Source organism: Streptomyces sp. NRRL S-920 (assembly GCF_000717945.1).
GTDB lineage: Bacteria > Actinomycetota > Actinomycetes > Streptomycetales > Streptomycetaceae > Streptomyces > Streptomyces alboniger.
On record NZ_JODF01000057.1, the window covers coordinates 1 to 24,883 of the forward strand.

Consider the following 24,883-nt stretch of genomic DNA (forward strand, 5'->3'; position numbering starts at 1 on the left):
GGCCCCCGCGCCGTCGTTCAGCGAGACCAGCGGAGCACCCGCGGCGATGGCCATGTCCATGATCTTGTGGATCTTCGTGGCGTGCGCCTCACCCAGCGCACCACCGAAAATCCGGAAATCGTGCGCGTACACGAAGACCGTACGGCCCTCGACCGTGCCCCAACCGGTGACGACGCCGTCCGTGTACGGGCGCTTCGCCTCCAGGCCGAAACCGGTCGCCCGGTGTCGGCGCAGGGGTTCGACCTCGCGGAACGATCCCTCGTCGAGGAGCAGTGCGATCCGCTCCCGGACGGTGAGCTTGCCCTTGGCCTTCTGAGCGGCGGTGGCCGGTTCGCCGGGCCCCGCGAGGGCCCGGTCCCGGATCGCCGCCAGCTCCGCGACGTGGAGTCTCATCTCTCCCCTTACCGGTTGCCGTCACCGGGGACGCTGTGGGCGGTTCAGTCGGTGAGCTTGCGCAGGCCGCTGATCTGGAGCACGGCGAACCCGCCGACGACAGCGGCCTGCATGAGGATCCACACCGTGCCGATCGTGTTCGGGTCGAACCAGCCGAACAGCGCGGTGGCGACGCTGGCGAGGGCCCACAGCAGATTGGCCTCGATGACGATCTTGGTGGCGGCGGCGGACGGCACCTGCTGGGCGGCGAGGACGCCGACGAGCACGCCGTAGACGGTCAGGAAGACACCGATCCCGCGCAGCAGCCCGGCGTTCATGTCGAGGAGGTCGCCGACGGGGCCCGCGGCGATCAGGTAGATCAGGCCGTTGCCGGCCGTGACGGCGGCGTCGAGACCGAGGAACAGACGCAGCGGGCGCGCGGCGGACGAATTCGTGGCCGCGGTTCCAAAGCGTGCGGAGGTCTGGCTCGTGGTCATGAAATCTCCTGGTGGATACGGTTGTTGGGTCGATGCGCGCCGCGCGGGACGCGTGTGGGGGGTCCGCGCGGAGTGCGGGGGCCCGCCTTTTCCGTTCCGATGGTGGCAACTGGCGCTGACCGGGCGCTGACATCCCGCGTGCGGGGACGGCCAGAAACTCAGGCGGGCTGGAGCAGGGTGCGGGGCTCCGCGGCCAGGGCGGGGTCGTGCGCGAGGATCGCGTGCTCGACCTGGCGCAGGGCGGGGGAGGGGTCGATGCCCAGCTCGTCCGAGAGGTGCCGGCGCATGGCGCGGTAGACGTTGAGCGCGTCGGCCTGCCGCCCGGAGCGGTAGAGGGCGACCATCAGCTGCTCGCAGAAGCGTTCCCGCAGCGGGTGGTTGCTGTGCGCCTCGTGGAGTTCGGCGAGCATCGCGGCGTGGTGCCCGAGCCGCAGCTCCGCCTCGAAACGCAGTTCCATGGCGCGCATGCGGTACTCCTCGTAACGCGCGCAGGCGAGCTGGCAGATGGTGCCGCCGGGGAAGTCGCCGAAGACGGGGCCGCGCCACAGGGCGAGCGCCCGGCCGAGCAGTTCCGCCGTGGCGCCGGGGTCGGCCGCGCCCGCGGCCTCGGCCTGCCGGACCGACTTGGTGAATTCCGCCGCGTCGAATTCGCCCTCGTGGATGGTGAGCCGGTATCCGGAGGGGTGAATGGTCACCCGGGACACGGCGAGATCGGGTTCCAGGCTCTTCAGTTTGCGGCGGAGTCGGCTGATGTGAGCCTGGAGAGCATTGGCCTGCTTGTCCGGGACGCAGTCGCCCCACATTTCTTCAACGAGGCTCTCGCCCGAGATCGGGCGGCCCTCGCTGACGAGCAGCGTCTGGATGAGGTTGCGCTGGAGATCTCCCGAGATCTCCGCGAATCCTGACGCGGTGCGGATTTGCAGTGCTCCGAGAATCGAAAAGCTCAGCATGCCGTTTCCCCCTTGGCTTTCGTTGCTGCAACGTCGGGGTGGTTCACCTTCCGGGTCGCCAGGGCCATCGGTGCTGCGGTGTGGGGGCCCGCGGGTGGAGGTCGGCGTGGCGATCTCTGGGCGTCCCCGACCTGGGGAGACAGGGGGCGCACCCTCTGCCTCCTTCCGGCGAAGACCCTCTCACGGTATCATTCCTTTGGGAAGGTATTTTTTTGAACGAGGCGTATCGGATCCGCGAAAGCGGCTCTGACCTGCTGCTCCGTCCAGAAGAAGAGAGGCGCGTCCGCCGGACGCAAGCCCGCCCCGGCAGGCCTTGCCGCTGTCGCGGGGCGCCGGGGCGGTCGCTTCACCGGGGCGGGGGAGGCCCGGCGAAGTGGATGTGGAAGTCACTGTTCCAGTGGCGGAGAGGGCAGGATTCGAACCTGCGTGGGCCGCGGACGACCCGACCTTGAGCGTGAGCCCGAGATCCCCGATAAGCCACTCCGGGCACCTCTCCTGGTGGTACGGGCACGGTGTTCCGTGCCTGTACGGGCACGGTGTTCTGTGCCTGCGGAGAGGGCAGGATTCGAACCTGCGTGGGCCGCGAGCGACCCGACCTTGAGCGTGAGCCCGAGATCCCCGATAAACCACTCCGGGCACCTCTCCGTGTTCCCGGCCCGGTTTCCCGTGCCGTTCACGAGAACAACATTGCCAGGCACTTCTGACGGCGTGCTGACGCCTCTCTGACATGCCGTCACGCCTCCTGCCGTACACCTTCGGTGTGAGCTTTACGCCCTTCCCATGAAAGGGGCGGCGGTGCTCTACTCTCCTCGACCGCAACGGCTTCCGAAAGGGAAACGGATCATGACCGTGACCGTAGTGGAAAACCCGATTCTCCAGGCTGTTCGCACCCATACGCGGGCCGAGAATCCCAGCGCGTTCCTCGCGCTGAACAGTGGCAACAGCACCTTCACGCTGCCGGGAACGGACGGCGTCGTCATCTACCGCAGGACCGGCCGGTTCGCCGTCCAGTTCGGCGGGCCCTTCGCCGCCCCCGACGACTACGACACCCTCCTCGACGGCTTCCGGCGCCATGCGGGGGAGCAGGGGCTGACCCACGTAGGCGTCCAACTCCAGCGCGACGACGCCGCGCGCTACGCGCGGCGCGGGTTCACCGTCAACCAGATCGGCGCCTCCTGGGCGGTGAGCCTGGCCGAGTTCACCCTGCGTGGCACCCGCTTCATGCAGCTGCGCAACAAGATCTCCCGCGCCTACCGCAACGGCCTCCAGATCCAGGAGGTCGAGGCGGACGCCTGGCGGGAGGCGCTGGAGACCATCGACGGCGCCTGGCTGTCCAGCAAGGGAGCGGCCCGCCCACTGGAGTTCCTCGTCGGCGAGATCGGCGGCGAGGCGCAGCAGCACCGGCGGCTCTTCGTCGGCACGATCGCCGGGGCGCCGGTCGCCTACATCTCGTACTCCCCGGTCTTCGGCAGCCGCGCCGGGTGGATGCACGACCTGAGCCGGCGCGTGCCGGACGGGTCGCCGGGCCTGATGGAGGCCATCAACGCGCACGCCATCGAGGTGTTCCGCGGCGAGGGCGTCCCGTGGCTGCACTTCGGCTTCACGCCCTTCACGGGCCTGGACGCCGAGCACGAACTGGACGGCCACAGCCCGGCGTTCCAGTGGCTGATGCACGCCCTGTGGGCCGAGGGCGCCGCGCTCTACCCGGCCCAGACGCAGCTCTCGTACAAGCACAAGTGGGCGCCCGACGCGACCATCCCGGAGTACGTGGCCTTCGACGGACCCGCCTCCCTGGCGTCCTTCGCGCACATCTTCCGTGCGTGCAACGCCTTCTGAGGTGCCGTCAGGCAGGCGTAAACCGCAACCGACCGACAGGAGTGAAAGACGATGAGTGGCAACGCGGAGACCATCGACACGCTCAAGCACGCCATGGTGGAACAGCTCATGGGTGTCATCGCCGCCCCCGACGACGAGGACGTGGCCCGCGCCGCGGACGCCGTGGTCCGCGACCTGGACGCCCTGCTGCGGGCCGAGCCCGGCCCCGCGGCCTGAACCGGCGCGGAGCGAGGCCGAGCGGCACTGAACAGCGCCGATCAGTCCAGCATCAGCGCCACATCAGTGCCTCACGGAACGCTGCACACACGTTCGCCCGGCGTCCGTCCGGTGGGATACCCGACGCCGGGCGGGCGCCGCCGCCCGGTTCGGGCACTTCTTCCGAGGAGAGCTTCGTATGCAGCGTCCGTACGTCCAAGAGACCGGTGTCGCCGTCGACCCGCAGCGCCCCGCTGTTTCTCAGCGCCCCGCTGTTTCTCAGCGCACCGCAGCCCCGCAGCGCACCGCAGCCCCGCAGCGCACCGGGGCATCCGCGACCTTCTCCGAGCTGCTCAAACGCGTCAAGGCGGAGGGGCTGCTCGACCTCGACCCGCGGTACTACATCGGGCGCCTCACCCGGAACACCACGCTGCTGGTGGCTGGGCTCACCGCGTTCTTCCTGCTGGGCGACTCGTGGTGGCAGCTCGTCGTGGCGGTGTGGATGGGCCTCTGCGGCGGCCAGTCCTCCTTCATGTGGCACGACGCGGGCCACAAGGCGATGTTCCGCGACAAGCGGGCCGCCTCCGCGGTCGGCTACTTCCACGCCAACTTCGTCAACGGGGTCAGCTTCGGCTGGTGGGTCAACCACCACAACCGCCACCACAGCAACCCCAACCACCTGGACATGGACCCGGACATCGGCCGGCGCACCGCGATCTTCGACATCAAGCAGTACGCGACCCGCACCGGCGTCCAGCGCTTCATCGTGCGCTACCAGAGCGTCCTGTTCTTCGTGCTGCTCGTCCTCGAGTCGTTCAAGATGCACAAGACGGCCGTGAAGTCGATCGCCCAGGGCCTCACCAAGCGTCCCGTCCTGGAGTCCACCCTGCTCCTCGCGCGTGCCGCGATCTATCTGACCTGCGTCTTCACCGTCCTGTCGCCGGTCCTCGCGGTCACCTTCATCCTGGTCCAGCAGGCCACCCTCGGCGTCTACTTCGGCATGATCTTCGCCCCGAACCACAAGGGCATGGACGTGCGCGACGGTGACGAGGAGACCCTGGACTGGCTGGAGCGCCAGGTCCTGACCTCCCGCAACATCCGGCCCTCCTGGTTCATCGACTTCCTGTACGGGGGCCTCAACTACCAGGTGGAGCACCACCTGTTCCCGGCCATGCCGCAGAAGAACCTGGGGCGGGCCCGCGAACTGACCCGCGAGTACTGCGCCGAGCGCGGCGTCCCGTACCACGAGGTCGGCTTCTGGGCCTCCTACCGCGAGGTCGCCTCCTATCTGCACGAGGTCAGCGCACCCGTCCGCCGCGGCGAGGTCGACGCGCACATCGAGCGGGCCGCCTGATGGTCCACACCGCCACCAGACCGGCGGCCCCAAGCGCCGCCTCCCCGGGTGCCTCGATCGGCGTCCGGCTCGACCGGATGCCGATCACCCCGACCCACCGCAGCGTCACCGCGGTCATCGGCGTCGGGCTGCTCTTCGACACGTTCGAGAACAACCTCTCCGGCACCATCGCCAAGGTCCTCCAGAACGACTTCGCCTTCGGCGCCACCGAGCTGAAGCTCGTCCTCGCCTCCGCCTTCATCGGCCAGTTCATCGGCTCGCTGGTACTCGGCAAGATCGCCGACCGGTACGGGCGGCGCCGGGCGTTCCTGATCAACCTCGCGATCTACTCCGGTTTCTCGCTGCTCGGCGCCTTCTCGCCGAACGCGGCCTGTCTGATCGCGACCCGGTTCTTCGCCGGCATCGGCATCGGCGCCGAACAGTCCCTCTCCGACTGCTACTTGTCGGACGTGCTGCCCGCGAGGAAGCGCGGCCGGTTCATCGCCTGGGCGTACACGCTCGCCTTCTGCGGGGTGCCCGCCGTGGGCTTCGCCGCGCTGTGGCTCGTCCCGCTGACCCCGTTCGGCATCGACGGCTGGCGCTGGCTCTTCGTGATCGGGGCGCTCGGCTCGGCCGTGGTGTGGGTGCTGCGCAGGCGTCTTATCGAGTCCCCGCGCTGGCTGGCGGCGGTCGGCCGCGAGGACGAGGCGGAGGCGCTGGTCGCCCGCATGGAGGCGGAGGTCCCCGGCGGGGCCCCGGCCGCGCCGGAGGGCGACCTCGCGCACGCCGCCGCCAAGGGGCCCGCCCCCGCGACCCGGCTGCGGGACATCTTCCAGCCCCACCTGCGGCGCCGCACCACCATGCTGTGGATCTTCTGCGCGCTGTCGACGGTCGGCTACTACGGCTTCGGCACGCTCGCCCCGCAGATCCTCGCCGCCAAGGGGTACGGGATCGTCGCCGGCATCGGCTTCACCGCCGTCTGCTTCCTCGGCTACCCCGTGGGCTCCGCGCTCGCCCTGCCCATCATCGACCGCGTCGAGCGCAAGAAGCTGGTGGTCGCGTCGGCGGGCGCGATGGTCGTGGCCGGGCTCGGCTTCAGCTACGCGGGTTCGCCGACGGTCATCATGGTCTACGGCTTCGCCTACACGGTGTTCAGCAACCTCTTCTCCAGCGTCTCGCACGTCTACCTCGCCGAGCAGTACCCGACCGCCATCCGCGCGGCCGCGTCCGGCGCGGCGTACTCCCTGTCCAAACTCAGCGCCGCCGCGCTGCCGTTCGTCCTGCTCCCGGTCCTCCAGTCGTACGGGCCAGGCGCGCTGTTCGGTGTCATCGCCACCGTGATGGCCGCGCTCGCCGTCACCGTCCTCACCCTGGGCGAACGCACCACCGGCGTCCCGGTCGACCGCGCGAGCACCCCCGACCCCACCGCCCCCCTCACGTGAAGGAGGAAACCGCATGGCCTACGTCATCGCCCAGCCCTGCGCCGATGTGAAGGACAAGTCCTGCATCGACGAATGCCCCGTGGACTGCATCTACGAAGGCGGCCGCGCCCTCTACATCCACCCCGAGGAATGCGTGGACTGCGGCGCCTGCGAACCCGTCTGCCCGGTGGAGGCCATCTACTTCGAGGACGACGTACCCGCCGACTGGGGCGACCACCGCGGCTCCAACGCCGTCTTCTTCGAGGAGATCGGCTCACCCGGCGGCGCCACCGCCCTCGGCGCGCTCCCGCACGACTCCGCCCTCGTCGCCTCCCTGCCGCAGGCGGTGGCGTCATGAGCGGCCTGCTCGCGGGCAAGCGCGTCCTGGTGACCGGCGTCCTCACCGAGGCGTCCATCGCCTTCCACGCGGCGCGCCTGGCCCAACTGGAGGGCGCCGAGGTCGTGCTGACCGGCTTCGGGCGGCTCTCCCTGATCGAGCGCACCGCGGCCCTGCTGCCCAAGCCCGCCCCGGTCGTCGAACTGGACGTCACCGACCAGGAGCACCTGGACGGGCTCGCCGGCCGTCTGGGTGAGTACGTCGACGGCCTGGACGGCGTCGTGCACTCCATCGCCTACGGCCCGCCCGGCGCCTTCCACTTCCTCGACGGCACCTGGCAGGACGTATCGAGCGCCGTGCACGTCTCCGCGTACTCCCTGAAGTCCCTGACCACCGCCTGTCTGCCGCTCCTCGAACCGCGCGGCGGCTCGGTGGTGGGCGTCACCTTCGACGCCACGGTCGCCTGGCCCAAGTACGACTGGATGGGTGTGGCCAAGGCGGCCCTGGAGTCCACCAGCCGCTACCTCGCCCGCGACCTCGGCCCCCGCGGCATCCGCTGCAACCTCGTCGCCGCGGGCCCGCTGCGCTCCATGGCCGCCAAGTCCATCCCGGGCTTCTCCGAACTGGCGGACGACTGGCACACCCGCGCCCCGGCGGGCTGGGACCTCACCGACCCGGACCCCGCGGCCCGCGGCATCGTCGCCCTCCTCTCCGACCTCTTCCCGCGCACCACGGGCGAGATCGTCCACGTGGACGGCGGGGCGCACATGATGGGCGCGTGACCCGCGGGCGCACGACGGAGGGGGAGTTCAGGTGCCCGGCACCTGAACTCCCCCTCCGTCATACGCCCGGCGACAGCCCTCGGTCACTCCGTCGCACCATCCGGCAGGATCCGGCGGAACCCCGTGTACGAGATGAGCGCCTCGGGCAGCTCCACCGAACCGTCCGGCCGGGCGCCCTGTTCCAGGAGGGCCGCCACCGTGCGGCCGATCGGCAGCGCCGAGCCGTTGAGGGTCGCCGCGTACTCCTTGCGGCCGTCCGCCGTGCGGCACCGGATGCCGGCGCGGCGGGCCTGGAAGGTGCCGCAGTCGGAGACCGAGGAGATCTCACGATAGGAGCCGCTGCCCGGCAGCCACACCTCGATGTCGTAGGTCGAACGGGCCGAGAAGCCGAGATCCCCGGCGGGCAACTGCACGACGCGGTAGGAGAGTTCGAGGCGGCGCAGGCACTCCTCCGCGTGCTCCAGCATCAGCTCCAGCTGCGCGGGGGCGTCCTCAAGGGCGCAGACACGCACCAGTTCCACCTTCTCGAACTGGTGCAGTCGCAGGATGCCCCTGGTGTCCCTGCCGTACGCCCCGGCCTCGGCGCGGAAGCACGGGGTGCGGGCCGTGAACGCGTACGGCATCTCGCGGGCGTCCAGGGTCTGCTGCGCGAGCAGGTTGGTGAGCGGGACCTCCGCAGTGGGGATCAGGAACAGCTCGCGGTCGCCGACCTGCGTGGCGAACAGGTCCTCCGCGAACTTGGGGAGCTGGCCGGTGCCCGTCATGGTGTCGCGGTTGACCAGGAACGGCACGGAGTGCTCGGTGTAGCCGTGCTCGCCCGTGTGCAGGTCGAGGAAGAAGTCGGCGAGGGCGCGTTCGAGGCGGGCCCCGGGGCCGCGGCTCACGGTGAAGCGGGCGCCGGAGAGCCGGGCCGCCGCCTTGCCGTCGAGGATGCCGAGCCGCTCGCCGATGTCGGCGTGGTGGCGGGAGCCGTCCGCCTCGCACGGGGGCGGGCCGCCCCGGCGTATCTCCACCGCCTCCTTCTCGGAGTCGCCGTCCGGCACCGAGTCCAGCGGGATGTTGGGGACGGCGAGGACCAGGTCGGCGAGGTTCCTGCCCGCCTCCTTGGCGGCCGCCTCCGCCCGCTGGACCTCGGCGCGCAGCGCGCGGGCGGCCTCCTTGTCCTGTTCGGAGGGCGGCCCGGGGGTGCGCTCGCGGGCCGCGCGGTTCATCTCGGTGCGCAGCCGGGTCACTTCGGCCTGGGCGTCGGCCCGGCCGCGGTGGGCCGCGTCGAGCGCGGCCACGTCGAGATCGTGGCGGCGGCGGGCGAGACGCCGTACCGCCTCGGGCCCGGACGCGATCAGTTCGCGCGGATCGTGCATGGCTTCTCCTGGGGTCTGGGGTCTGGGGTCTGGGGTGCGGGGCGGAGGAGATACGCCGAGCCGCCCCCCTGGCGAGGGGCGGCTGCGGCTCCTGCCCGGGGCAGGGATCGGGGGCGGGATGGGAGCGGGTCCGCTCCGGTGCTCACGCGGGGGCGAGGGCCAGGACGGTGTTCTGACCGCCGAACCCGCAGGAATTGCTGAGCGCCAGATCGATGGGCATGGAGGTCGCCGAGTACGCGAGCTTGACGTCGACCTCCGCGTCCGGCATGACCAGGTTGGCGATGGGCGGCACCAGTTCGTGCTCGATGCTCAGCAGCGTGAACGCCGCCTCCACCGCGCCCGCCGCGCCGAGCAGATGCCCGGTCACGCCCTTGGTCGAGGTGACCAGCGGATCCCCCTGGAGGGTCCGTTTGATCATCCTCGCCTCGGCGACGTCGTTGAGCGGCGTCGAGGTGCCGTGCGCGTTCACATGCTGTACGTCGTCCGGATCAGCGCCCGCGTCGGCGAGGGCCGCGCGGACCGCCGCCTCCACCCCGGCGCCGTCCGGATGAGGCGACGTCATGTGATGGGCGTCCGCGGTGGCGCCGTAGCCGATGATCCGGCCGTGCTGGTGCGCCCCGCGGGCCCGGGCGTCCTCGACGCGTTCCATGACGAGGATCCCGGCGCCCTCGCCCGCGACGAAGCCGTCCCGGTCGGCGTCGAAGGGACGTGACGCGCGCGTCGGGTCGTCCTCGCGCCGGGACAGGGCGCCCATCTGCGCGAACCCGGCCATCACCAACGGCGTGATCATGGCCTCGCTGCCGCCCGCCAGGACGACATCGCAGCGGCCGAGCGCGAGCAGGTCCCGTGCCGTGCCGATGGCCGTCGCCCCGGACGCGCAGGCGGTGGCCACCACGAGGTTGGGTCCCGTCGCCCCGAACTCGATGGCCGTCTGACCGGCCAGCATGTTCGGCAGCTGCATGGGCAGCAGCAGCGGCGAGACCCGGTCGGCGCCCTTCTCCCGTAGCGCGTGGTGCTGTTCCTCGACCGTGCCGGGGCCGCCGTCCGCGCAGCCGAGCACCACCCCGACCCGGGCACCGTCCCAGGTCAGCGGGTCGAGCCCGGCGTCGTTGATGGCCTCGCGCGCGGCGACGAGCGCGAACTGCACGAACCGGTCCAGGCGGTGGGCCCGGCGGGCCGTCAACAGGGCTTCGGGGTCGAAGCCGGGCACACGGCAGGAGATCCGCACCGGATTGTCCGCCAGTACGGGATCGAACGCCGCGCCCGACCGGCCCTCGCAGACCGCCGCCCAGCTCGGCCCGACCCCGATGCCGCCCGGGGTGACGAGGCCGAGCCCGGTGACGGCGATGTCGATGCCGGCCATCAGACCTTCGCGCTCCTCTTCTCCATGAGTTCCACCATGTCGGCCACGGTCTCGGCCTCCAGGAGGTCGTCGTCGCTGACGTCGATGTCCAGTTCGGACTTGAGCAGCAGCGACAGCTCCACCACGGCGAGCGAGTCCAGCTCGATGTCATCCCTGGTGGCCTCCGGGGTGATGGCCTCGGGGGACACCTTGAGCTTGTTGGACAGGATTTCCTTGAGCTGCTCCAGCATGACGATCCCTTTCGGAAGGCGTACGCGCCGTTCGGCGTACGGGTCTTTTCGGCGTACGGGTCTTGAGGAGGTACCGCCCGGCGCCGGCAGGCGTCAGACGGACTGCACTTCGGGCCAGACGAGCGTCGCGGCCCCCCAGGAGAGCCCGCCGCCGAACGCGGTCAGCAGCACCCGGTGCCCGGCCGTGAGGCGGCCGTCGGCGGCGGACTGGGACAGGAGCAGGGGGAGCGAGGCGGCGCCGGTGTTGCCGACCTGCTCGATGTTGCTGAGCTGGTGCTCGGCGGGGATGCCCAGCCGCTCCGCGACGGAGTCGAGGATGCGGGCGTTCGCCTGGTGGGCCGCGAACCGGTCCACGTCGTCGAGCCGCCAGCCGGCCAGCTCGGCCGCCTCCTGCGAGGTGGCGGTCATCCGCTCCACCGCGTGCCGGTAGGTGTCGCGGCCGAGCATCCGGAAGTACTGGTCGCCGGGCTCGGGCGGGGTGCCCGCCGAGCGCTGCCGGGAGCCGCCGGCCGGTACCTCGATGAGGTGGCTCAGCTCGCCGTCGCTGCCGAGGACCATCGGCCCGACGGCGCCCGGTTCCCCCGCGTCCCCGGCGCGCAGGACCACGGCCCCCGCGCCGTCCGCGAAGATCACCGCGGTGGTGCGGTCCTCGGGGTTGATGATGGTCGTGAAGGCGTCGGCCGCCACAAGCAGCACCCGCTCCGCCTGCCCGGAGGCGATGAGCCCGGAGGAGGTGGCGAGCCCGTAGAGGAAACCGGAGCAGACGGCCGCCACGTCGAACGCCGCGACCTGGCCGAGACCGAGCCGCGCCGCCACCGTCGGCGCGGTCGCCGGGCACGGCTGGTCGGGGGTGGTGGTGGCCAGGACGAGGGCGTCCACCTGCTCGGTGCTCGCCGACTTCAGGGCGCGCAGACCGGCCTCCACCGCCAGATCGGAGGTGGCGGTGCCGGGGGAGACCACGTAGCGCTCGGCGATTCCGGTGCGGGAGCGGATCCACGCGTCGGAGGTGTCCAGACGCCGCGACAGCTCGTCGTTGGTCACCTTGTCCGGCGGCACGTACGAGCCGATGCCGCAGACCACCGCCGACCGGCCGAGCGGCCGGGCCGCGCCGCTCATGCGCCCGGCTCCGGACTGCTGTGGCCCTCGGCCGGGCTGCTGAGGACCTCGACGGGCAGCCCCATGTACGCCATACGGGACTCGGCCATCTCGTCGGTCCACTGCTCGGCCATGTCGTAGCGCTGCTCGGGCGTGGTGTCGAGCATCCGCACGCCGGGCCAGATCTCGTAGTCGCCGATCTTGTCGGCGTGGTCGGCCATGCCCTTTTGGAACAGTTCCTCGCGGTGGATGACGAACTCCCGGTCGGGGATCTCGTCCCAGAGCCTCACCCCGGCCCGCAGGATCTCCATCAGGCGCGGACGGTACTCGGGGTGGGCGATCACGTGGTCGCGCAGGATGGTGCTCGCCACGGTCAGATGGCGGATCTCGTCGATGGCGGTGCCGCGCGAGATCTCCCCGGTGGCCGGGGAGAGCGGCGTCCACTTGCGCTCGCTCAGCTCGGCGGCCGGGGCGAGCACCCCCTCGATGACGATGGCGAAGACGGCGACGCCGCCCGCGAAGTCGCCCTGGTCGCGGACGATGTCGAGGGTGAAGTCGACCACCGGGTCCAGGACCCGCTCGCGGTAGTCCGCGGCCATCTCGTCGATGTCCTTGAGGAGCGTGTCCGCGGGGTGCCCCAGCTCCACCAGGTGGTTGCGGAAGACGCGGGCGTGCCGGGCCTCGTCGATGAGCTGGGTGGCGTAGAACTCCATCTCGGGCACGCCCGGGGCGAGCGCCACGTAGTGGCCGAGCAGGCGGGTGGCGATCTCCTCGGACAGACCGCGGAAGCCGAACTCCAGGACCAGCGCGTCGCGCAGCGGTCCCGGCGCCTTCAGGAAGTCGGGGACCGTCGCCCGCTCGTGGTGCCCGGTCGCGCCGCGGTCGCGCAGGGTGCCCTGGGCGACGGAGGTGAACCAGTAGGCGAGGTCGCAGTCGTTGGGGCCGAGGGTGAGTTCCTTCGCGCCGTCGAGCAGCCCTGGCGCCTTGTCCCAGTCGGCCTCGGGGGCCACAGAACCGGTCATGATGCCGACGTCTCCTTCGTGGTACGGGCGGGACGCAGGGAGCCCGCGACGAGGCCGCCCGCGTAGCTGAACAGCGGGGGGCGGCTCTCGGCGGTGGCGCGCACGACGTAGCCGAGCAGCACCTCGCCGTCGCCCGCCCGGTGCGAGGAGTGGAGCCGGCAGGAGTAGTGGGCGAGCGCCTCGGTCAGCCGGGGGGCGCCGGCGTAGGAGTCGGCCGTCCAGGGCACGCCGTCGAACTGCGCGCTGCCGTCGGGGCGCGAGCTGTCCGCGAACCACCGCGCCAGATCGCCCTGCCCGCCGTCCAGTACGTTGACGACGAACCGTCCCTCGGCCGCGGCGAGCCGCGCGAACGACGAGCCGGGCCGCAGCGCGACCCCGATCAGCAGGGGCTCGCGCGAGACGAGGGTGACCGTGCTCGCCGTGGTGCCGTGCAGCTGTCCGGCGTGGCCGACGGTCAGCACCGACACCGGCGACGCCAGGTGGTACAGCGCCCGGCGCCGCTCCGCCGGGTCCTGGCGCACCGGGCGGCGCAGCGGGGTGAGTGTGCTCATCGCAGGGCCTCCTCACGGGCCCGGGCCGCGGGCCGCGGCGGCTTGGCGACGTGTCCGACCGGCTCCGGGTCCTGCGCGTGGCCGGCCGGCTTGGGGTGGGCGACGCCGAGGTCGTCCAGGAGCCGCAGATAGCCGTTCTGCCGCACCGGCTCGAAGGGCAGCGCGAACGACTTCATGAAGTTGCCGAACAGGCCGCGGTCGCCGAAGAGATGGAAGGGCAGCACCAGCAGCGCCCACTCGGGACCGATCAGCCAGCACCACAGCGCGGCCACCACGGCCTGGGTGATGAGGCTGTGCATCACGTTGTAGAGGACGTAGTACACCTTGGAGATCGGTTTCCCGCCGCTGCGCTTGAAGGCGATCGCGCCGGGGATGTAGCCGATCAGGTCGATGTAGAGGAAGAGGGCGACCGCCGGGATCCAGCGGATGTCGCCGAGGTGCGCGATGAGCAGCCCGGTGGTGACCGCGAAGCCCACCAGGTACTCGGCGCGGTGCAGGGAGAAGGTCTTCGGCGTCTCGAAGGGATTGGCCTGGTCCATGGTCAGCTCCTGGCTAAGGTCTCAGGCGCCGACGGCGGCCGGCTGGGACAGTTCGAGGCCGCCCGCGATCCGCGTCTTCGGGAACAGGCCGGTCAGCGCCCAGGCGACGGTCTCCTTGACGACCCGCTCGGCGATCGGGTCGAGGATGCCCTCCAGGCTCGGGATGCCGAAGTCGAATTCGGCGTCGAAGCGGACCGCGACGTCGTCGCCGTCCTGCGTCAGCGACCAGACGCCGGTGAAGGAGTCGAAGTCGCCGTCGGACTGCTCGAAGCGGATCTCGCCCTGCTCCGGCAGGAAGGTGTCGTCCTCGGTCCAGCGCAGCAGGCCGCTGCGGAAGTGCAGCTCCCAGCTGGAACTGCACCGGGTCTCGGGCAGGGTGGCGTGCACCGTGGTGGAGTTCACGTGAGGGGCCAGGTCCGGGTACTTCTCCCAGCGCATCACGGCGTCGAAGACCGTCGAGACCTGCTCCGCGGGGACCACTGCTTCCAGTTCAACGTGCCGCACGATCAGTTACCGCCTTCCGGCATGGTGGCCGCGCCGCGCACGAGGTCGCGGGTGGCCAGGTCGAAGGAGTTGAGGAGGAACTCCACATCGGTGTCGCTGAGGACGGCGGGCGGTGTGAACCGCACCACCGAGCTGCCGTTCATGGAGTGGTTGGCGACCACCCCGTGGTTGAAGAGTTCGATCAGCAGTTCGCCGGCGAGGCCCGCCTCGACCAGCTCCACGCCGATGAGCAGCCCCTGACCGCGTACGTCGACGACGAGTTCGGGGATGTTGCGGTACGCGATCTCGGCGATCCGCGGCAGCAGCACGGCGCCCAGGTCGGTGGCCCGGGTGACCAGGCGCTCCTCCTTCATGGCCCGCACCGCGCCCTGCACCGCAGCCATCAGGACGGGCTGCCCGGAGAAGGTGGCGGTGTGGACGTAGGGGTCCTTGTCGAAGGGGCGGAACGCCTTGCGGGTGGCGATCGCCGCTGAGACCGGCAGCACACCGCCGCCGAGCGCCTTGCCCGCGAGCAGTACGTCGGGGCGTACGCCCTCGATGTCGGCGCCCCACCACTCGCCGAGGCGGCCGAAGCCGGACTGCACCTCGTCGAGGATCAGGAACCCGTCGTGCTCGCGGACCAGTTCCTCGACCCGCTTCAGATAGCCCTTGGGCGGCATGATGACGCCGCCCTCGCCCTGGACGGGCTCCAGGATGACGCAGACCTCGCCGGGGTGGGCGGCAAGCGTGGCCTCCAGGGCGTCGGCGTCACCGAACGGCAGGTGCTCGAAGTCGGGTATCAGCGGCCGGAACGGCTTCTGGTAGACCTCCTTCGCGGTGGCGGACAGGGCGCCGAGCGTCTTGCCGTGGTAGCCGCCCCGCATCGAGACGGTCCGCTTGTAGCCGCCGGCGCGGGCCAGCTTCAGGCCGGTCTCCACGGCCTCGGCGCCGGACAGCGCGAAGTGCACGCGGTCCAGGCCCTCCGGCATCACGGAGACCAGGGCCTCGGCGGCGCGGGCCACCGTCGGCTCCAGGAGGATGCGGGTGGCGGTGGGGTGCGTACGCAGCTGGCGCTCCACCTCCTCCATCACGATGGGGTGGCGGGCGCCCATGATGAAGACGCCGTAGCCGCCGGCGTTGAGGAAGCGCTCGCCGTCGCTGGTGGTGAGCCAGGCGCCTTCGGAGGCCACCTCCATATGGCTGCCGAAGAGTTCGGCGAGGGTGGCCCGGCCCTTGCTGAGATGGGCGCGGTACAGGCCGAGGACCTCCGCCTCGGTGTCGGCCGCGGAGGCCGAGGGGCCCGCGGACGCCGGGTTTTCCTGGATTACGGTCACGGTTCACTCACTCCAAAAAAAGCAGGTGCGGTCGGGGCTGCGGGTCAGGCGAGGACCAGCGGGCCGCCGTCGAAGTAGCGAAGGAGCGGCTCGGCGGCGGCGCCCCGGCCGGGCGGGTGGAAGGCGAGCGCGGTGGACGCGGCCGCCTCCAGGGCGTGGCCGGAGGAGCGGATGAAGTCCAGGCCGCCCAGCAGTTCGAGGGAGTGCGAGGTGATGCGGGGCAGCGCGTTCTGCACGGCGTAGCGGGCGACGAGCACCCGGGCCACCGACGCCTCGTCGCCCGGCTCGGGACCGATCGCGCGGGCCACGCCTTCGAGCAGCGCCACGGCGGCCTCCAGCTCGACCGCGAGGGCGGCCCGCTCCTGGACGCTGCCGCGCTCCCGCTCCTGGACCTGCTCGACCAGGGCGGCCGCGCCTCCCAGGTATCCGGCGGTGATGAGCATCTCGAACCAGACGAACCCGGCCGTCTGGAGGTCGTCGAGGCGGCGCGGATCGTCCGCCCCGGCGCGTACGACCATGTCCTTCGGTACGAAGACGTCCTCCAGGAGCACCTCGTCGCTCTCCGCCCCGGCGAGCAGCTCGTTGCCCCAGAAGGGGCGGACGGTCAGACCGGGCGCGTCGGCGGGCACCAGGGCGAGCGCCAGTTCGGGGTCGCCCTCCAGGCCGTGGATGGCGATGCTCGCGGTGAGCAGGCTCATCGAATGGGACAGGCTGCACGGCTTCTTGGCACCCGAGAGGAGGTAGCCGCCCTCGACCGGGCGTGCGGTCACCGACGGGGTGAGGATGTTCTGCTCGGTGCGGCCCTCGGCCCAGCCGGAGGCCATCACCAGCTGGTCGGGGACGACCCGGCGCAGCAGATCGTTCTGCGCGTCGGTGAGCCGGCCCTTGGCGATGGCCAGCGAGTAGAGCATGGCGACGGTGAAGTGGTGCATGGACACGGCCGCGACGAGGGACGGCGAGAGGGAGCCGAGGGCCAGCTGGGTGTGGAGGGCGTCCAGCGGGGCGGCGCCGTGGCCGCCGAACTTCTCGGGGATCAGCAGGCCGACACCGCCGTGGATACGGAAGAGGTCGATGATCGGGCTGCCGGGCTTCTCCCGCTCGGTGTACGGGATCTGCTCCAACTCCTTGAGCAGGCCGGGGTGGTAGCGCTCGCAGACGGCCCGAGCGACATCGAGGGAACGCACGTCAGAACCTCCGAAGGAGAGGGGAGTGGAAGCTGTTCAGTCGTCGAAGGCGCCGAAGACCGCCTCGTAGGGGCTGACGTCACGGGCGATGCTGACGCCCTGCACGTGGGACGTCTTGAGCATCGGGTAGTTGGCCTCGCCGAAGGCGCCGCCGGTGCGGCCGGTGCCGCCGTGGCTGGGCAGATAGGGCAGGAAGCCGATGTGGGAGTCGTTGACCTTCAGCAGGCCGCCGTTGACGACGCGGCGCACGAAGGTGTCGATGACGTGGTCGGAGCGCGACCAGAGGGAGTTGCGCAGCCCGTACTCGTTGGAGTTGACGAACCTGAGGAAGTCCTCAAGCAGGGCGTCGTCGTTGTCGGCCTCCGGCACGATGACGGGGATCAGCGGGAAGAACGTCTCCTCGCGCACCACGTCGTAGGTGCGGGCGCGGTCCAGGCCGTCGACGCGTACGACGGTGGGCTGGAGGAAGACACCGGTCTCGGACGGGGTGCCGTCGAGTTCGGTGCGGTTGCCGCCGGTGACCAGCTCGGCGCCGTTGTCCAGGGCCTGGCGGAGCAGCCGGAAGAAGCGCTCGCTGCGGCGCACCGGGGAGAGCAGGACGTCCTCCTCCTCGGGGTAGCCCGGCTTGATGGCCTTGACCTGCTCCTTGACCTCGGCGATGAGGGCGTCCGCGACCGCCGGGTGGACCAGTACGTAGTTGGGGACCATGCAGATCTGGCCGGAGCCGAAGAACGACTCGGTGATCGCCTCGGCCGCCCACTTCACGTCGGCGTCCTTCCACACCACGATGCCGTCGTTGCCGGCCAGTTCGAGGATCGGCTTCTTGCCGTTGGCCACGCAGGCCTGCTCGAAGCGGAGGCCTTCCTGGCTGCCGCCGATGTAGAAGATGTCGTTGATCAGCGGGTCGGCGACCCACCGGTCCAGGGTCTGCTTGGGGTTGGAGCACACCGCGTTCAGGACGCCCGGCGGGGCGTCGAACTCCTCCAGGAGCGGCGCCACGATGTCCCGCAGCAGCCACATGGTGGACAGCGCGATGCTGCGCGGCGCCCGGACGACGACGGCGTTGCCGGCCATCAGGGCGAGGACGGACAGCGCGGCGCTGGGCAGCGGGGCGTTCTGGGGCGGGTTGAAGGCCACCACGCCGTCCGGCTGGCGTTGCAGGATCAGCTTGCGGCCGCCGTACTCCTTCTCGACCCGCATCTGCTTGGTGTACCAGCGCAGGCTGCCGGGGGCGTAGATCTGGAGCAGGCAGCTCAGTTCCCAGCGGGCCAGCTTCACCGGGTGGGACTCGGCGACCAGCATCTGGAGGAACTCGTCCTGGTGCTTGATGAGTTCCTCGCGGAAGCGGGTGCCGAGGCGCATCCGCCGCTCCTGCGGTACGGCCGCCCAGCCGGGGGCCGCCGCGGCGGCGGCCTGGGTGGCCAGGTCGATGGCGGAGTCGTCGGCGATGGCGCAACGCCCCACGACATAGGGGTGGTTGGCCGCGTCGGATTCGGGGTCCTGTTCCAGCGTGCGCTTGAGGCTCACGCTGGTGAAGACGTCCTCCAGCAGGGAGCGCCCGCTGACGGTGTAGACCCACCCGTCACCCGCGACGTCCTTGCCAGCGATGTAGAGGTCGTAGCTCTTGAGTCCGGAATGTGCCGGAGCACGTTCCTCCTGTATGGCGCCGCGCATTATCAGCCTTTCGGGTGGGGTTTCTCCGAGTGGATTCCGATCTGGTGAGCCCTTGCGAAGCATCTCGATCGTGACAGCGGGATCTGACCCGGCGCTGACGCCGTACTGATTGGCCGGGCCGAATCGATTGAGACAACCCCGCGTTCAGAACCGAAAGAGGTGACTGAGTGGCGGGCGCGCAGGGTACGCGCGCGACGTCAGTGAGGCGTCAGCCCGCATTGATTTCATGGCTCCATGTCTCCCGAACACATGACACTTAAGCAATTCAGGGAACTTCCCCGGACGGAACTCGCCGAGGAAATGGAGCAGCTCCTCGTCAGCCAGTTCAGGGCGACCCTGCTCATGGACGACGCGGAGGAGCTGCCGCTCGACATCAGCTACTTCGACCTCGGTCTCACCTCGCTGAAGCTCACCGAGATGAGGCGGACCCTGGAGGGGATCCTCGACCTCTCCATCAACGCGAACGTGCTCTTCAACGAACCGACGGTCGGCCGGCTCCTCGACTATCTCGTCGACGCGGTGTCCGACCCGTCCCACGCAATAACCGGCGCGATACCCAGCACCAACTGATCCACCAGGGTCCCGGACAGAAGGAGACGCGGTATGCCGCGCGAGGAATCAGAGAAGAATCAGACGTCCGACCGGGCGCCGGAGCCGATCGCGATCGTCGGTGTGGGCCTGCGATTCCCCGGCGGCAGCAATTCCCTCGATGAATTCGACGCCTTCTTGCGCGAAGGGCGCTCGGGGATCGGACCCATTCCCGGCGACCGGTGGGACGTCGAGGCGTTCACCCCGCGGAGCCCGGACGACAAGGGGAAGATCCACACGACGTCCGGCGGATTCCTCGACCGCATCGACCGTTTCGACGCGGCCTTCTTCAACATCTCCCCGAAGGAAGCCCAGTACATGGACCCCCAGCAGCGCATGCTGCTGGAGACCGCCTGGCAGGCCCTGGAGCACGCCAACATCGACCCGGCGCCGCTGCGCCGCGGCAACGGCGGCGTGTACATCGGCGCCAGCTCCATCGACTACGCCCTCGAACTGGACTCCCTGCCCTACGAGGAGCTGGACGGCCTGCTGGCCTCCGGCATCACCATGTTCCCGCTGTCGGGGCGCCTGTCCTACTTCCTCGGCTGGCGCGGCCCGAGCATGAGCGTCGACACGGCCTGCTCGTCGTCGCTGGCCGCCCTGCACGTCGCCGTCCAGGGGCTGCGCGCGGGCGAGACGGACATCGCGCTGTGCGGCGGCGTCAACGCCCTGCACCATCCGCGCATCCCGGTGATGTTCTCCAACGCCCAGATGCTGTCCCCCGACGGGCAGTGCAAGACCTTCGACGAGTCCGCCGACGGGTACGCCCGCGCCGAGGGCTGCGGCATCCTCGTACTCAAGCGCCTGAGCGACGCCACCCGCGACGGCGACACCGTCCTCGCCCTGGTCAGGGGCACCGCCGTCGGCCAGGACGGCGACAGCGCGGGCCTGACCGTGCCGAACGGCCCCGCCCAGGAGAAGGTCATCCGCGCCGCGCTCGCCGCCGCCGCGCTCGCCCCCGAGGACATCCAGTACGTGGAGGCGCACGGCACCGGCACCCCGCTGGGCGACCCCATCGAGTTCGGCGCCATCGGGGACACCTTCGCCGACTCGCACACCAAGAGCGACCCGCTGCTCGTCGGCTCCGTGAAGACCAATCTCGGCCACATGGAGCCCGCTTCGGGCATCGTCGGCGTCATCAAGGCGGTCCTCCAGATCAGATCCGCCACGATCTACCCGCACCTCAACCTCGACACCCCCTCCGGACGCATCCCCTGGGACCTGTACCCGGTGCGGGTGCCCACCGCGTGCGAGCCCTGGAAGGCGCCGGTCCGGCGCGCGGTCGTCAACAGCTTCGGCTTCGCGGGCACCATCGGCGCGGTCGTCCTGGAGCAGCCCCCGGCCGCCGCGGAGCCGGACTCCGCGCCCGGTGAGGCGCCCGCGACCCCCATGTTCACGCTCTCCGCCAAGACCGCCGCCGCCCTGCGCGAACAGGTCGGGCGATACCGGCAGTTGCTGGCCGACGCCCCGGACCTGCCGGTCGACGCCCTCTGCTACACCGGCAACGTCTCGCGCACCCACCACCCCTACCGCCTCGCGGGGCCGGTCACCGACCGCGCCGCGCTCACCAAGCTCCTCGACAAGGCCGCCGACCACGACCACCAGGGCCCGGCCGGCATCCGCAAGGTCGCGTTCATGTTCAGCGGGCAGGGCGCGCAGTACGCGGGCATGGGCGCCCACCTGTACGAGGGCTTCCCGGTCTTCCGCCGCCACGTCGACGAGTGCGACCGTCTGTTCTCCGCCGAACTGGGCCGCTCCATCCGCGACTTGGTGATCGGTGTTGCCGACGACCCCGAGTCGATCGACCGTACCGAGTACACCCAGCCCGCCCTGTTCACCCTGGAGTACGCCCTCGCCCAGCTGTGGATGTCCTGGGGCGTGCGCCCGAACGTGCTCATCGGGCACAGCATCGGCGAGGCCGCCGCCGCCGCGGTCGCGGGCCTGTTCAGCCTCCCGGACGCCGTGACGCTCGTATCCGCCCGCGCCCGCCTCATGCAGGCCGTGCGCGCCGAGGGCGGCATGGCGGCGGTCACCGCCCCCGCCGAGGACGTCCTGCCGCTGCTCGAACCCCACCCCGATCTGGCGCTCGCCGCCTCCAACGCCCCCGACCAGTGCGTGATCTCGGGCGGCGCCGACGCGCTCGCGCAGGTCACCGGGCAGCTGCTCGCCCAGGGACTGCGCGTCGACCGGCTCGCTGTCTCGCACGCCTTCCACTCGCCGCTCATGGCCGAGGTGTACGACGACTTCCGCGCCGCCCTGGCGGCCATCACCTTCCGCGAGCCGTCCATCAGCCTCATCTCCAACGTCACCGGCAAGCTCGCCCGCTTCGCCGAGATCGGCACCCCCGACTACTGGGTGCGGCACATCGGCGAGCCGGTGCAGTTCCTCGCCGGCATCCGCGCGGTCGCCCGGCGCGGCCGCCACGCCCTGATCGAGATCGGCCCCTCCACCGCGCTGACCGCCCTCGCCCAGCGCTCCCTGCCGGTCGCCGACCACCTGTGGCTGGCCAGCCTGCGGCGGCGCGACCGGGGCGGTGACACCACGCTGCGGGCGCTCGCGGAGTACTACACCGCGGGCCTGCCGGTCTCCTGGGCCGGCTACCACGACGGCCGTGCCGTCCCCGCCAAGACGGCGCTGCCCACCTACGCCTTCCAGCGCAAGCGCTACTGGCTGCCCACCACCGCCCCCCGCAAGGGCGGCGCGCGGGGCGGGGCGGCGCAGCACCCGCTGTTGGGCGTCGACACCCAACTGGGCTGGCCTGTACGGGAGTTCACGTCCGAGTTCACCGTCGGGGAGCTGGGCGCGCTCGCCGACTTCGCCGACGGCGACCGCACCACGCTGCCCGCCGGTGCCTACGTAGACCTGCTGCTCGCCCTCCAGGACGCCGTGCACGGGCACACCCGCGCCGCCGTCCAGGAGCTGAGGCTGCTCGAACCGCTCACCCTGAACGCCGACACGCCTCTCACGCTGACCACCCGGCTGCGGCCGCGCGCGGACGGCGGCGCCGAGGTGAGCGTCCTGACCCGCACGGAGAAGGACGGCGCCGAGAGCGGTGTCGACGCGGGGCCCGAGGAGCGCCTGCACGCGACCGCCGTGCTCGCGCCCGGCCAGGACCAGGGCGAGCCGCCGCTCGCCGGGCTCGTCGCGGGGCCCGCTCTCCTGGAGAGCGACGCCGAGGACCTCTACACCGACCTGACGTCGGTGGGCCGCCCGCACGGCCCGCGCGCCCGCGCCCTGGTGCGCGCCGCCCGGCACCAGGAGGGCGTCCGCACAGCCGAGTTGAGCTGCCGCGGCACCACCTCCGTCGAGCAGATGCCCGCCGAGCTGGTCGAGGCCGCGGTGGAGGCGGCCGTCGTCCTCGACCCCGAGGGCCCGGTCTTCCTGCCCCGCGAGATCGCCTCCGTACGCCACTTCAAGAAGCCCCGCGGTGAGCGGCTGACCGTCGTCGCCCGCGTCACCACGGAACAGGACCGGCGCCTCGCCGACATCCTGGTCCTGGAGAACGGCGACCCCGTCATCGAACTCGGCGGCGTCACCCTCGCCCGCCCCGAAGTCCCCGCCGGGCGACGGCAGTTCCTGCACCGCCCCGAGTGGGTGCGCCGCGCCCTGCCCGCCGCCGCACCGGACACCGCCCCCCGGCACGTCCTGCTCCTCGGCCTCCCCGAGGACGCCGGCACCACCCCGGACGGGCTGCGCGTCACCGCCGTCGCCGACTCCGCCGCCCTCAAGGCCGCCCTGGACGACGACTCCGTCACCGACGTCTGCTGGAGCTGGCGCCCGCTGCCCGGCGCGATGTCGGCCGAGCTGATGCGCACCGAGTGCGAGCACAACTACCGTGACCTGCTCGGCTTGTTGACAGCGCTCGACGCCGCGGCCCAGCAGCGGCCGCCCCGGCTGTGGCTGGTCACCGAGGGTGCCCAGCGGCTGCCCGGCGACCATCCCGGCAGCGGCGCGCACCTGGCCGCCGCCACCCTGTGGGGCTTCGGCCGGGTACTGCTGACCGAGTCGCCCCAGTACCGCGCGACGCTGGTCGACCTCGCACCCGGCGACGGCCTGTCGGCCCTGCTCGACGAGTGCCGTGCCGAGGCGCCCGGCGAGTACCAGATCGCCCTCCGCGGCGGCCTGCGCCACGTCCGACGGCTGCTGCCCGGCGACACCGCCCGCACCTGGCCCGGCGGCTTCGCGCTGCGCACCCCGGGCTCCGGCGACCTCTCCGACCTGTGCCTCGCGCCCGCGGAGGACCGCGCCCCCGCGGCCGGCGAGGTCCAGGTACGGGTCGCCTCGGTCGCCCTCACCGCGGCCGACGCCCAGGCAGCCCTGGACGGCGAGGAGTCCGGCGGGCCCGGACCCGTGCTCGGCTCACTGGCCGCGGGAACGGTCCTCGCGGCCGGCGCCGAGGCCGCTTTCACCGCGGGCGACGAGGTCTACGTACGCCATGACGGCGCCCTGCGCGCCACCCTCACCGTCCCGGCCGCCGAGGTGGCCCTCGCGCCCGGCGCGGCCCGCGGCAAGGGGCGGGTCGGGGCCACGGCCTTCCGCCTGGAGGAGATCGGCGAGGCGCTGCGCACCGCCGCCTCCGGGTCCCGCGCCGAGGTGTGGGTGGACGTGCCCGGCGGCCCGGACCCCGAGCCCGCCCCGGCCCGCGTCCGCCCCGACCGCACGTATCTCGTCACCGGCGGCCTCGGCGGCCTCGGCCTGGTCACCGCACGCAAGCTGGTCTCGCTCGGCGCCCGGCACCTGACCCTGGTCAGCCGCGGCGGACGGGCCACCGAGGAGGCCGCGCCGGTCCTCGCCGAACTGTCCGAGCGGGCGGAGGTCAGCGTCGTACGGGCCGATGTGAGCAGCGCCGACGACGTGCGGAACCTCGCCGCCGGGCTCGCGGCAGGCCCCCACCCGGTCGGCGGTGTCGTGCACGCGGCGGGCTCCTTCGACAAGAAGCTGATCGCCGAGCTGACCTGGGAGTCCATCGACGCCCAGCTCGCCCCGAAGGCGTACGGCGGCTGGCTGCTGCACGAGGCGGCCGAGGAATTCTTCCCCGACCTCGACTTCTTCGTGACGTACTCCTCGATCGCCTCCGTCCTCGGCGGCGCCACCCAGGGCCACTACGCGGCCGCGAGCGCGGGCCTCGACGGCCTCGCCGAGTGGCGCGGCCTGCGCGGACTGCCGGGCCTCTCGGTCAACTGGGGCGCCTGGGCCAGGGTCGGCATGTCCGCCCGGCTCGACGAGCAGCTGGCCCAGGAGATCGACCGCAGCGGCGTCCGCTTCTTCTCGCCCACCAGGGCGCTCGACACCCTCGCGCGGCTCTGGCAGCGGCCCGGCAGCCGCCGGGTGGTGGGCGAGTTCGACTGGGCGCGCTATGTGACGGGCGGCGCGGTGGACGACGCGTTCTACGACCGGCTCGCCCGCCAGGACCAAGGCGGCGCGGACGGCACCGGCCTCGACCTCACCGCGCTGGCCGCCCTGCCGAAGCCGGAGCGCACGGCCCTGATCGCCGCGGCCGTGCGCGAGAAGGTCGCCGAGGCGCTGCACATGGACGCCGGGGACGACCTCGATCCGAACGCCGAGTTCGTCTCGCTCGGCCTGGACTCGCTCATGGCCCAGACCGTCAAGGGCGGCCTGGAGACGCTGTTCCGGCTGCCGCTGCCGGCATCGCTGACCTTCGACCATCCGACGGTCCGCAGGCTCACCGAGTTCCTCGACGGGCGCCTCGCCCCGGCCACGCAGCAGCACCCCTGA

Annotated in this window: 22 protein-coding genes and 2 tRNA genes; 8 read left to right on the top strand and 16 right to left on the bottom strand. The window is 71.6% G+C overall.

Translation table 11 applies throughout. From position 1 onward, the window contains the following. The 5 genes from IG54_RS0129740 to IG54_RS42260 form a co-directional block, all read right to left on the bottom strand. On the bottom strand, positions 1-393 hold a 393-nt coding region (locus tag IG54_RS0129740; RefSeq protein ID WP_030791413.1), incomplete at its 3' end, for a carboxyl transferase domain-containing protein. 44 nt (positions 394-437) lie between these two features. Beyond that, positions 438-869: a hypothetical protein gene (locus tag IG54_RS0129745; protein ID WP_030791415.1), complete on the bottom strand. Its 432-nt coding sequence runs from the start codon at positions 867-869 to the stop codon at positions 438-440. A 158-nt stretch (positions 870-1,027) separates the two neighbouring features. Then, positions 1,028-1,819, bottom strand: coding sequence for an AfsR/SARP family transcriptional regulator (locus IG54_RS0129750; RefSeq protein WP_030791418.1), 792 nt, complete (start codon positions 1,817-1,819; stop codon positions 1,028-1,030). Between the two features lie 398 nt (positions 1,820-2,217). After that, positions 2,218-2,315, bottom strand: a tRNA-Val gene (locus IG54_RS0129760). A 54-nt stretch (positions 2,316-2,369) separates the two neighbouring features. Then, positions 2,370-2,464: transfer RNA gene (locus IG54_RS42260), tRNA-Val, on the bottom strand. 198 nt (positions 2,465-2,662) lie between these two features. Between IG54_RS42260 and IG54_RS0129765 the strand changes: the two genes are divergently transcribed. The 6 genes from IG54_RS0129765 to fabI all read left to right on the top strand — a co-directional run bounded on the left by IG54_RS0129765 (position 2,663) and on the right by fabI (position 7,723). Further along, entirely contained in the window at positions 2,663-3,655 is a 993-nt protein-coding gene (locus tag IG54_RS0129765) for a DUF2156 domain-containing protein (protein ID WP_030791421.1), read from the top strand. Positions 3,656-3,706: 51 nt separating this feature from the next. After that, positions 3,707-3,871 (top strand): hypothetical protein, encoded by a 165-nt coding sequence (locus tag IG54_RS42650; protein ID WP_199809612.1) that lies wholly within the window; start codon positions 3,707-3,709, stop codon positions 3,869-3,871. 178 nt (positions 3,872-4,049) lie between these two features. Beyond that, entirely contained in the window at positions 4,050-5,204 is a 1,155-nt protein-coding gene (locus tag IG54_RS0129775) for a fatty acid desaturase family protein (RefSeq protein WP_030791424.1), read from the top strand. Then, positions 5,204-6,625: an MFS transporter gene (locus IG54_RS0129780; protein WP_030791427.1), complete on the top strand. Its 1,422-nt coding sequence runs from the start codon at positions 5,204-5,206 to the stop codon at positions 6,623-6,625. The genes IG54_RS0129775 and IG54_RS0129780 overlap by 1 nt, the downstream gene beginning before the upstream one ends. A 13-nt stretch (positions 6,626-6,638) precedes the next feature. Continuing rightward, complete coding sequence (fdxA, locus tag IG54_RS0129785; RefSeq protein WP_030791430.1) at positions 6,639-6,962, top strand: ferredoxin; 324 nt, start codon at positions 6,639-6,641, stop codon at positions 6,960-6,962. Further along, positions 6,959-7,723: an enoyl-ACP reductase FabI gene (gene fabI / locus IG54_RS0129790; RefSeq protein WP_030791435.1), complete on the top strand. Its 765-nt coding sequence runs from the start codon at positions 6,959-6,961 to the stop codon at positions 7,721-7,723. Before fdxA ends, fabI begins: the two co-directional genes overlap by 4 nt. An 83-nt stretch (positions 7,724-7,806) precedes the next feature. Here the strand turns inward: fabI and serS are convergent, their stop codons facing one another. The 11 genes from serS to IG54_RS0129845 all read right to left on the bottom strand — a co-directional run bounded on the left by serS (position 7,807) and on the right by IG54_RS0129845 (position 18,559). Next, entirely contained in the window at positions 7,807-9,084 is a 1,278-nt protein-coding gene (gene serS, locus IG54_RS0129795) for a serine--tRNA ligase (protein WP_030791438.1), read from the bottom strand. A 142-nt stretch (positions 9,085-9,226) separates the two neighbouring features. Beyond that, positions 9,227-10,447, bottom strand: a complete 1,221-nt coding sequence (locus IG54_RS0129800) for a beta-ketoacyl-[acyl-carrier-protein] synthase family protein (protein ID WP_030791441.1) — start codon at positions 10,445-10,447, stop codon at positions 9,227-9,229. Continuing rightward, positions 10,447-10,677, bottom strand: coding sequence for an acyl carrier protein (locus tag IG54_RS0129805; protein ID WP_030791443.1), 231 nt, complete (start codon positions 10,675-10,677; stop codon positions 10,447-10,449). The genes IG54_RS0129800 and IG54_RS0129805 overlap by 1 nt, the downstream gene beginning before the upstream one ends. 93 nt (positions 10,678-10,770) lie before the next feature. After that, positions 10,771-11,793 carry a beta-ketoacyl-ACP synthase III gene (locus IG54_RS0129810; protein ID WP_030791445.1) on the bottom strand — a complete coding sequence of 341 codons (1,023 nt, stop codon included), beginning with the start codon at positions 11,791-11,793 and terminating at the stop codon, positions 10,771-10,773. Further along, positions 11,790-12,794 (bottom strand): VlmB-like protein, encoded by a 1,005-nt coding sequence (locus tag IG54_RS0129815; RefSeq protein WP_030791448.1) that lies wholly within the window; start codon positions 12,792-12,794, stop codon positions 11,790-11,792. The genes IG54_RS0129810 and IG54_RS0129815 overlap by 4 nt, the downstream gene beginning before the upstream one ends. Continuing rightward, on the bottom strand, positions 12,791-13,345 hold the full coding sequence (locus IG54_RS0129820) for a flavin reductase family protein (RefSeq protein WP_030791451.1): 555 nt from the start codon (positions 13,343-13,345) through the stop codon (positions 12,791-12,793). Before IG54_RS0129820 ends, IG54_RS0129815 begins: the two co-directional genes overlap by 4 nt. Then, on the bottom strand, positions 13,342-13,884 hold the full coding sequence (locus IG54_RS0129825; protein ID WP_030791455.1) for a hypothetical protein: 543 nt from the start codon (positions 13,882-13,884) through the stop codon (positions 13,342-13,344). The genes IG54_RS0129820 and IG54_RS0129825 overlap by 4 nt, the downstream gene beginning before the upstream one ends. 21 nt (positions 13,885-13,905) lie before the next feature. Next, a complete protein-coding gene (locus IG54_RS0129830; RefSeq protein ID WP_030791459.1) occupies positions 13,906-14,388 on the bottom strand; it encodes a type II toxin-antitoxin system RatA family toxin in 483 nt (160 codons plus the stop codon). Positions 14,389-14,390: 2 nt separating this feature from the next. After that, positions 14,391-15,701 carry an aspartate aminotransferase family protein gene (locus tag IG54_RS0129835; protein WP_030791461.1) on the bottom strand — a complete coding sequence of 437 codons (1,311 nt, stop codon included), beginning with the start codon at positions 15,699-15,701 and terminating at the stop codon, positions 14,391-14,393. Positions 15,702-15,745: 44 nt separating this feature from the next. After that, positions 15,746-16,885 (bottom strand): acyl-CoA dehydrogenase family protein, encoded by a 1,140-nt coding sequence (locus IG54_RS0129840; RefSeq protein WP_030791463.1) that lies wholly within the window; start codon positions 16,883-16,885, stop codon positions 15,746-15,748. 36 nt (positions 16,886-16,921) lie between these two features. Beyond that, positions 16,922-18,559, bottom strand: a complete 1,638-nt coding sequence (locus IG54_RS0129845) for an aldehyde dehydrogenase family protein (RefSeq protein WP_234336392.1) — start codon at positions 18,557-18,559, stop codon at positions 16,922-16,924. Positions 18,560-18,808: 249 nt separating this feature from the next. Between IG54_RS0129845 and IG54_RS0129850 the strand changes: the two genes are divergently transcribed. After that, the gene (locus IG54_RS0129850; protein WP_234336393.1) at positions 18,809-19,129 is read left to right on the top strand and encodes an acyl carrier protein; all 321 of its coding nucleotides are present in this window, start codon (positions 18,809-18,811) and stop codon (positions 19,127-19,129) included. Between the two features lie 33 nt (positions 19,130-19,162). Continuing rightward, a complete protein-coding gene (locus tag IG54_RS0129855) occupies positions 19,163-24,883 on the top strand; it encodes a type I polyketide synthase (protein WP_030791471.1) in 5,721 nt (1,906 codons plus the stop codon).

Bases quoted from the DNA above. Each gene is read 5' to 3' on its own strand.
- serS (WP_030791438.1), bottom strand. From the start codon at position 9,084: ATGCACGATCCGCGCGAACTGATCGCGTCCGGGCCCGAGGCGGTACGG.
- IG54_RS0129855 (WP_030791471.1), top strand. From the start codon at position 19,163: ATGCCGCGCGAGGAATCAGAGAAGAATCAGACGTCCGACCGGGCGCCG.
- IG54_RS0129825 (WP_030791455.1), bottom strand. From the start codon at position 13,884: ATGGACCAGGCCAATCCCTTCGAGACGCCGAAGACCTTCTCCCTGCAC.
- IG54_RS0129745 (WP_030791415.1), bottom strand. From the start codon at position 869: ATGACCACGAGCCAGACCTCCGCACGCTTTGGAACCGCGGCCACGAAT.
- IG54_RS0129800 (WP_030791441.1), bottom strand. From the start codon at position 10,447: ATGGCCGGCATCGACATCGCCGTCACCGGGCTCGGCCTCGTCACCCCG.
- IG54_RS0129815 (WP_030791448.1), bottom strand. From the start codon at position 12,794: ATGACCGGTTCTGTGGCCCCCGAGGCCGACTGGGACAAGGCGCCAGGG.
- fabI (WP_030791435.1), top strand. From the start codon at position 6,959: ATGAGCGGCCTGCTCGCGGGCAAGCGCGTCCTGGTGACCGGCGTCCTC.
- IG54_RS0129820 (WP_030791451.1), bottom strand. From the start codon at position 13,345: ATGAGCACACTCACCCCGCTGCGCCGCCCGGTGCGCCAGGACCCGGCG.
- IG54_RS0129805 (WP_030791443.1), bottom strand. From the start codon at position 10,677: ATGCTGGAGCAGCTCAAGGAAATCCTGTCCAACAAGCTCAAGGTGTCC.
- IG54_RS42650 (WP_199809612.1), top strand. From the start codon at position 3,707: ATGAGTGGCAACGCGGAGACCATCGACACGCTCAAGCACGCCATGGTG.
- IG54_RS0129775 (WP_030791424.1), top strand. From the start codon at position 4,050: ATGCAGCGTCCGTACGTCCAAGAGACCGGTGTCGCCGTCGACCCGCAG.
- IG54_RS0129850 (WP_234336393.1), top strand. From the start codon at position 18,809: ATGACACTTAAGCAATTCAGGGAACTTCCCCGGACGGAACTCGCCGAG.
- IG54_RS0129810 (WP_030791445.1), bottom strand. From the start codon at position 11,793: ATGAGCGGCGCGGCCCGGCCGCTCGGCCGGTCGGCGGTGGTCTGCGGC.
- fdxA (WP_030791430.1), top strand. From the start codon at position 6,639: ATGGCCTACGTCATCGCCCAGCCCTGCGCCGATGTGAAGGACAAGTCC.
- IG54_RS0129765 (WP_030791421.1), top strand. From the start codon at position 2,663: ATGACCGTGACCGTAGTGGAAAACCCGATTCTCCAGGCTGTTCGCACC.
- IG54_RS0129750 (WP_030791418.1), bottom strand. From the start codon at position 1,819: ATGCTGAGCTTTTCGATTCTCGGAGCACTGCAAATCCGCACCGCGTCA.
- IG54_RS0129845 (WP_234336392.1), bottom strand. From the start codon at position 18,559: ATGCGCGGCGCCATACAGGAGGAACGTGCTCCGGCACATTCCGGACTC.
- IG54_RS0129780 (WP_030791427.1), top strand. From the start codon at position 5,204: ATGGTCCACACCGCCACCAGACCGGCGGCCCCAAGCGCCGCCTCCCCG.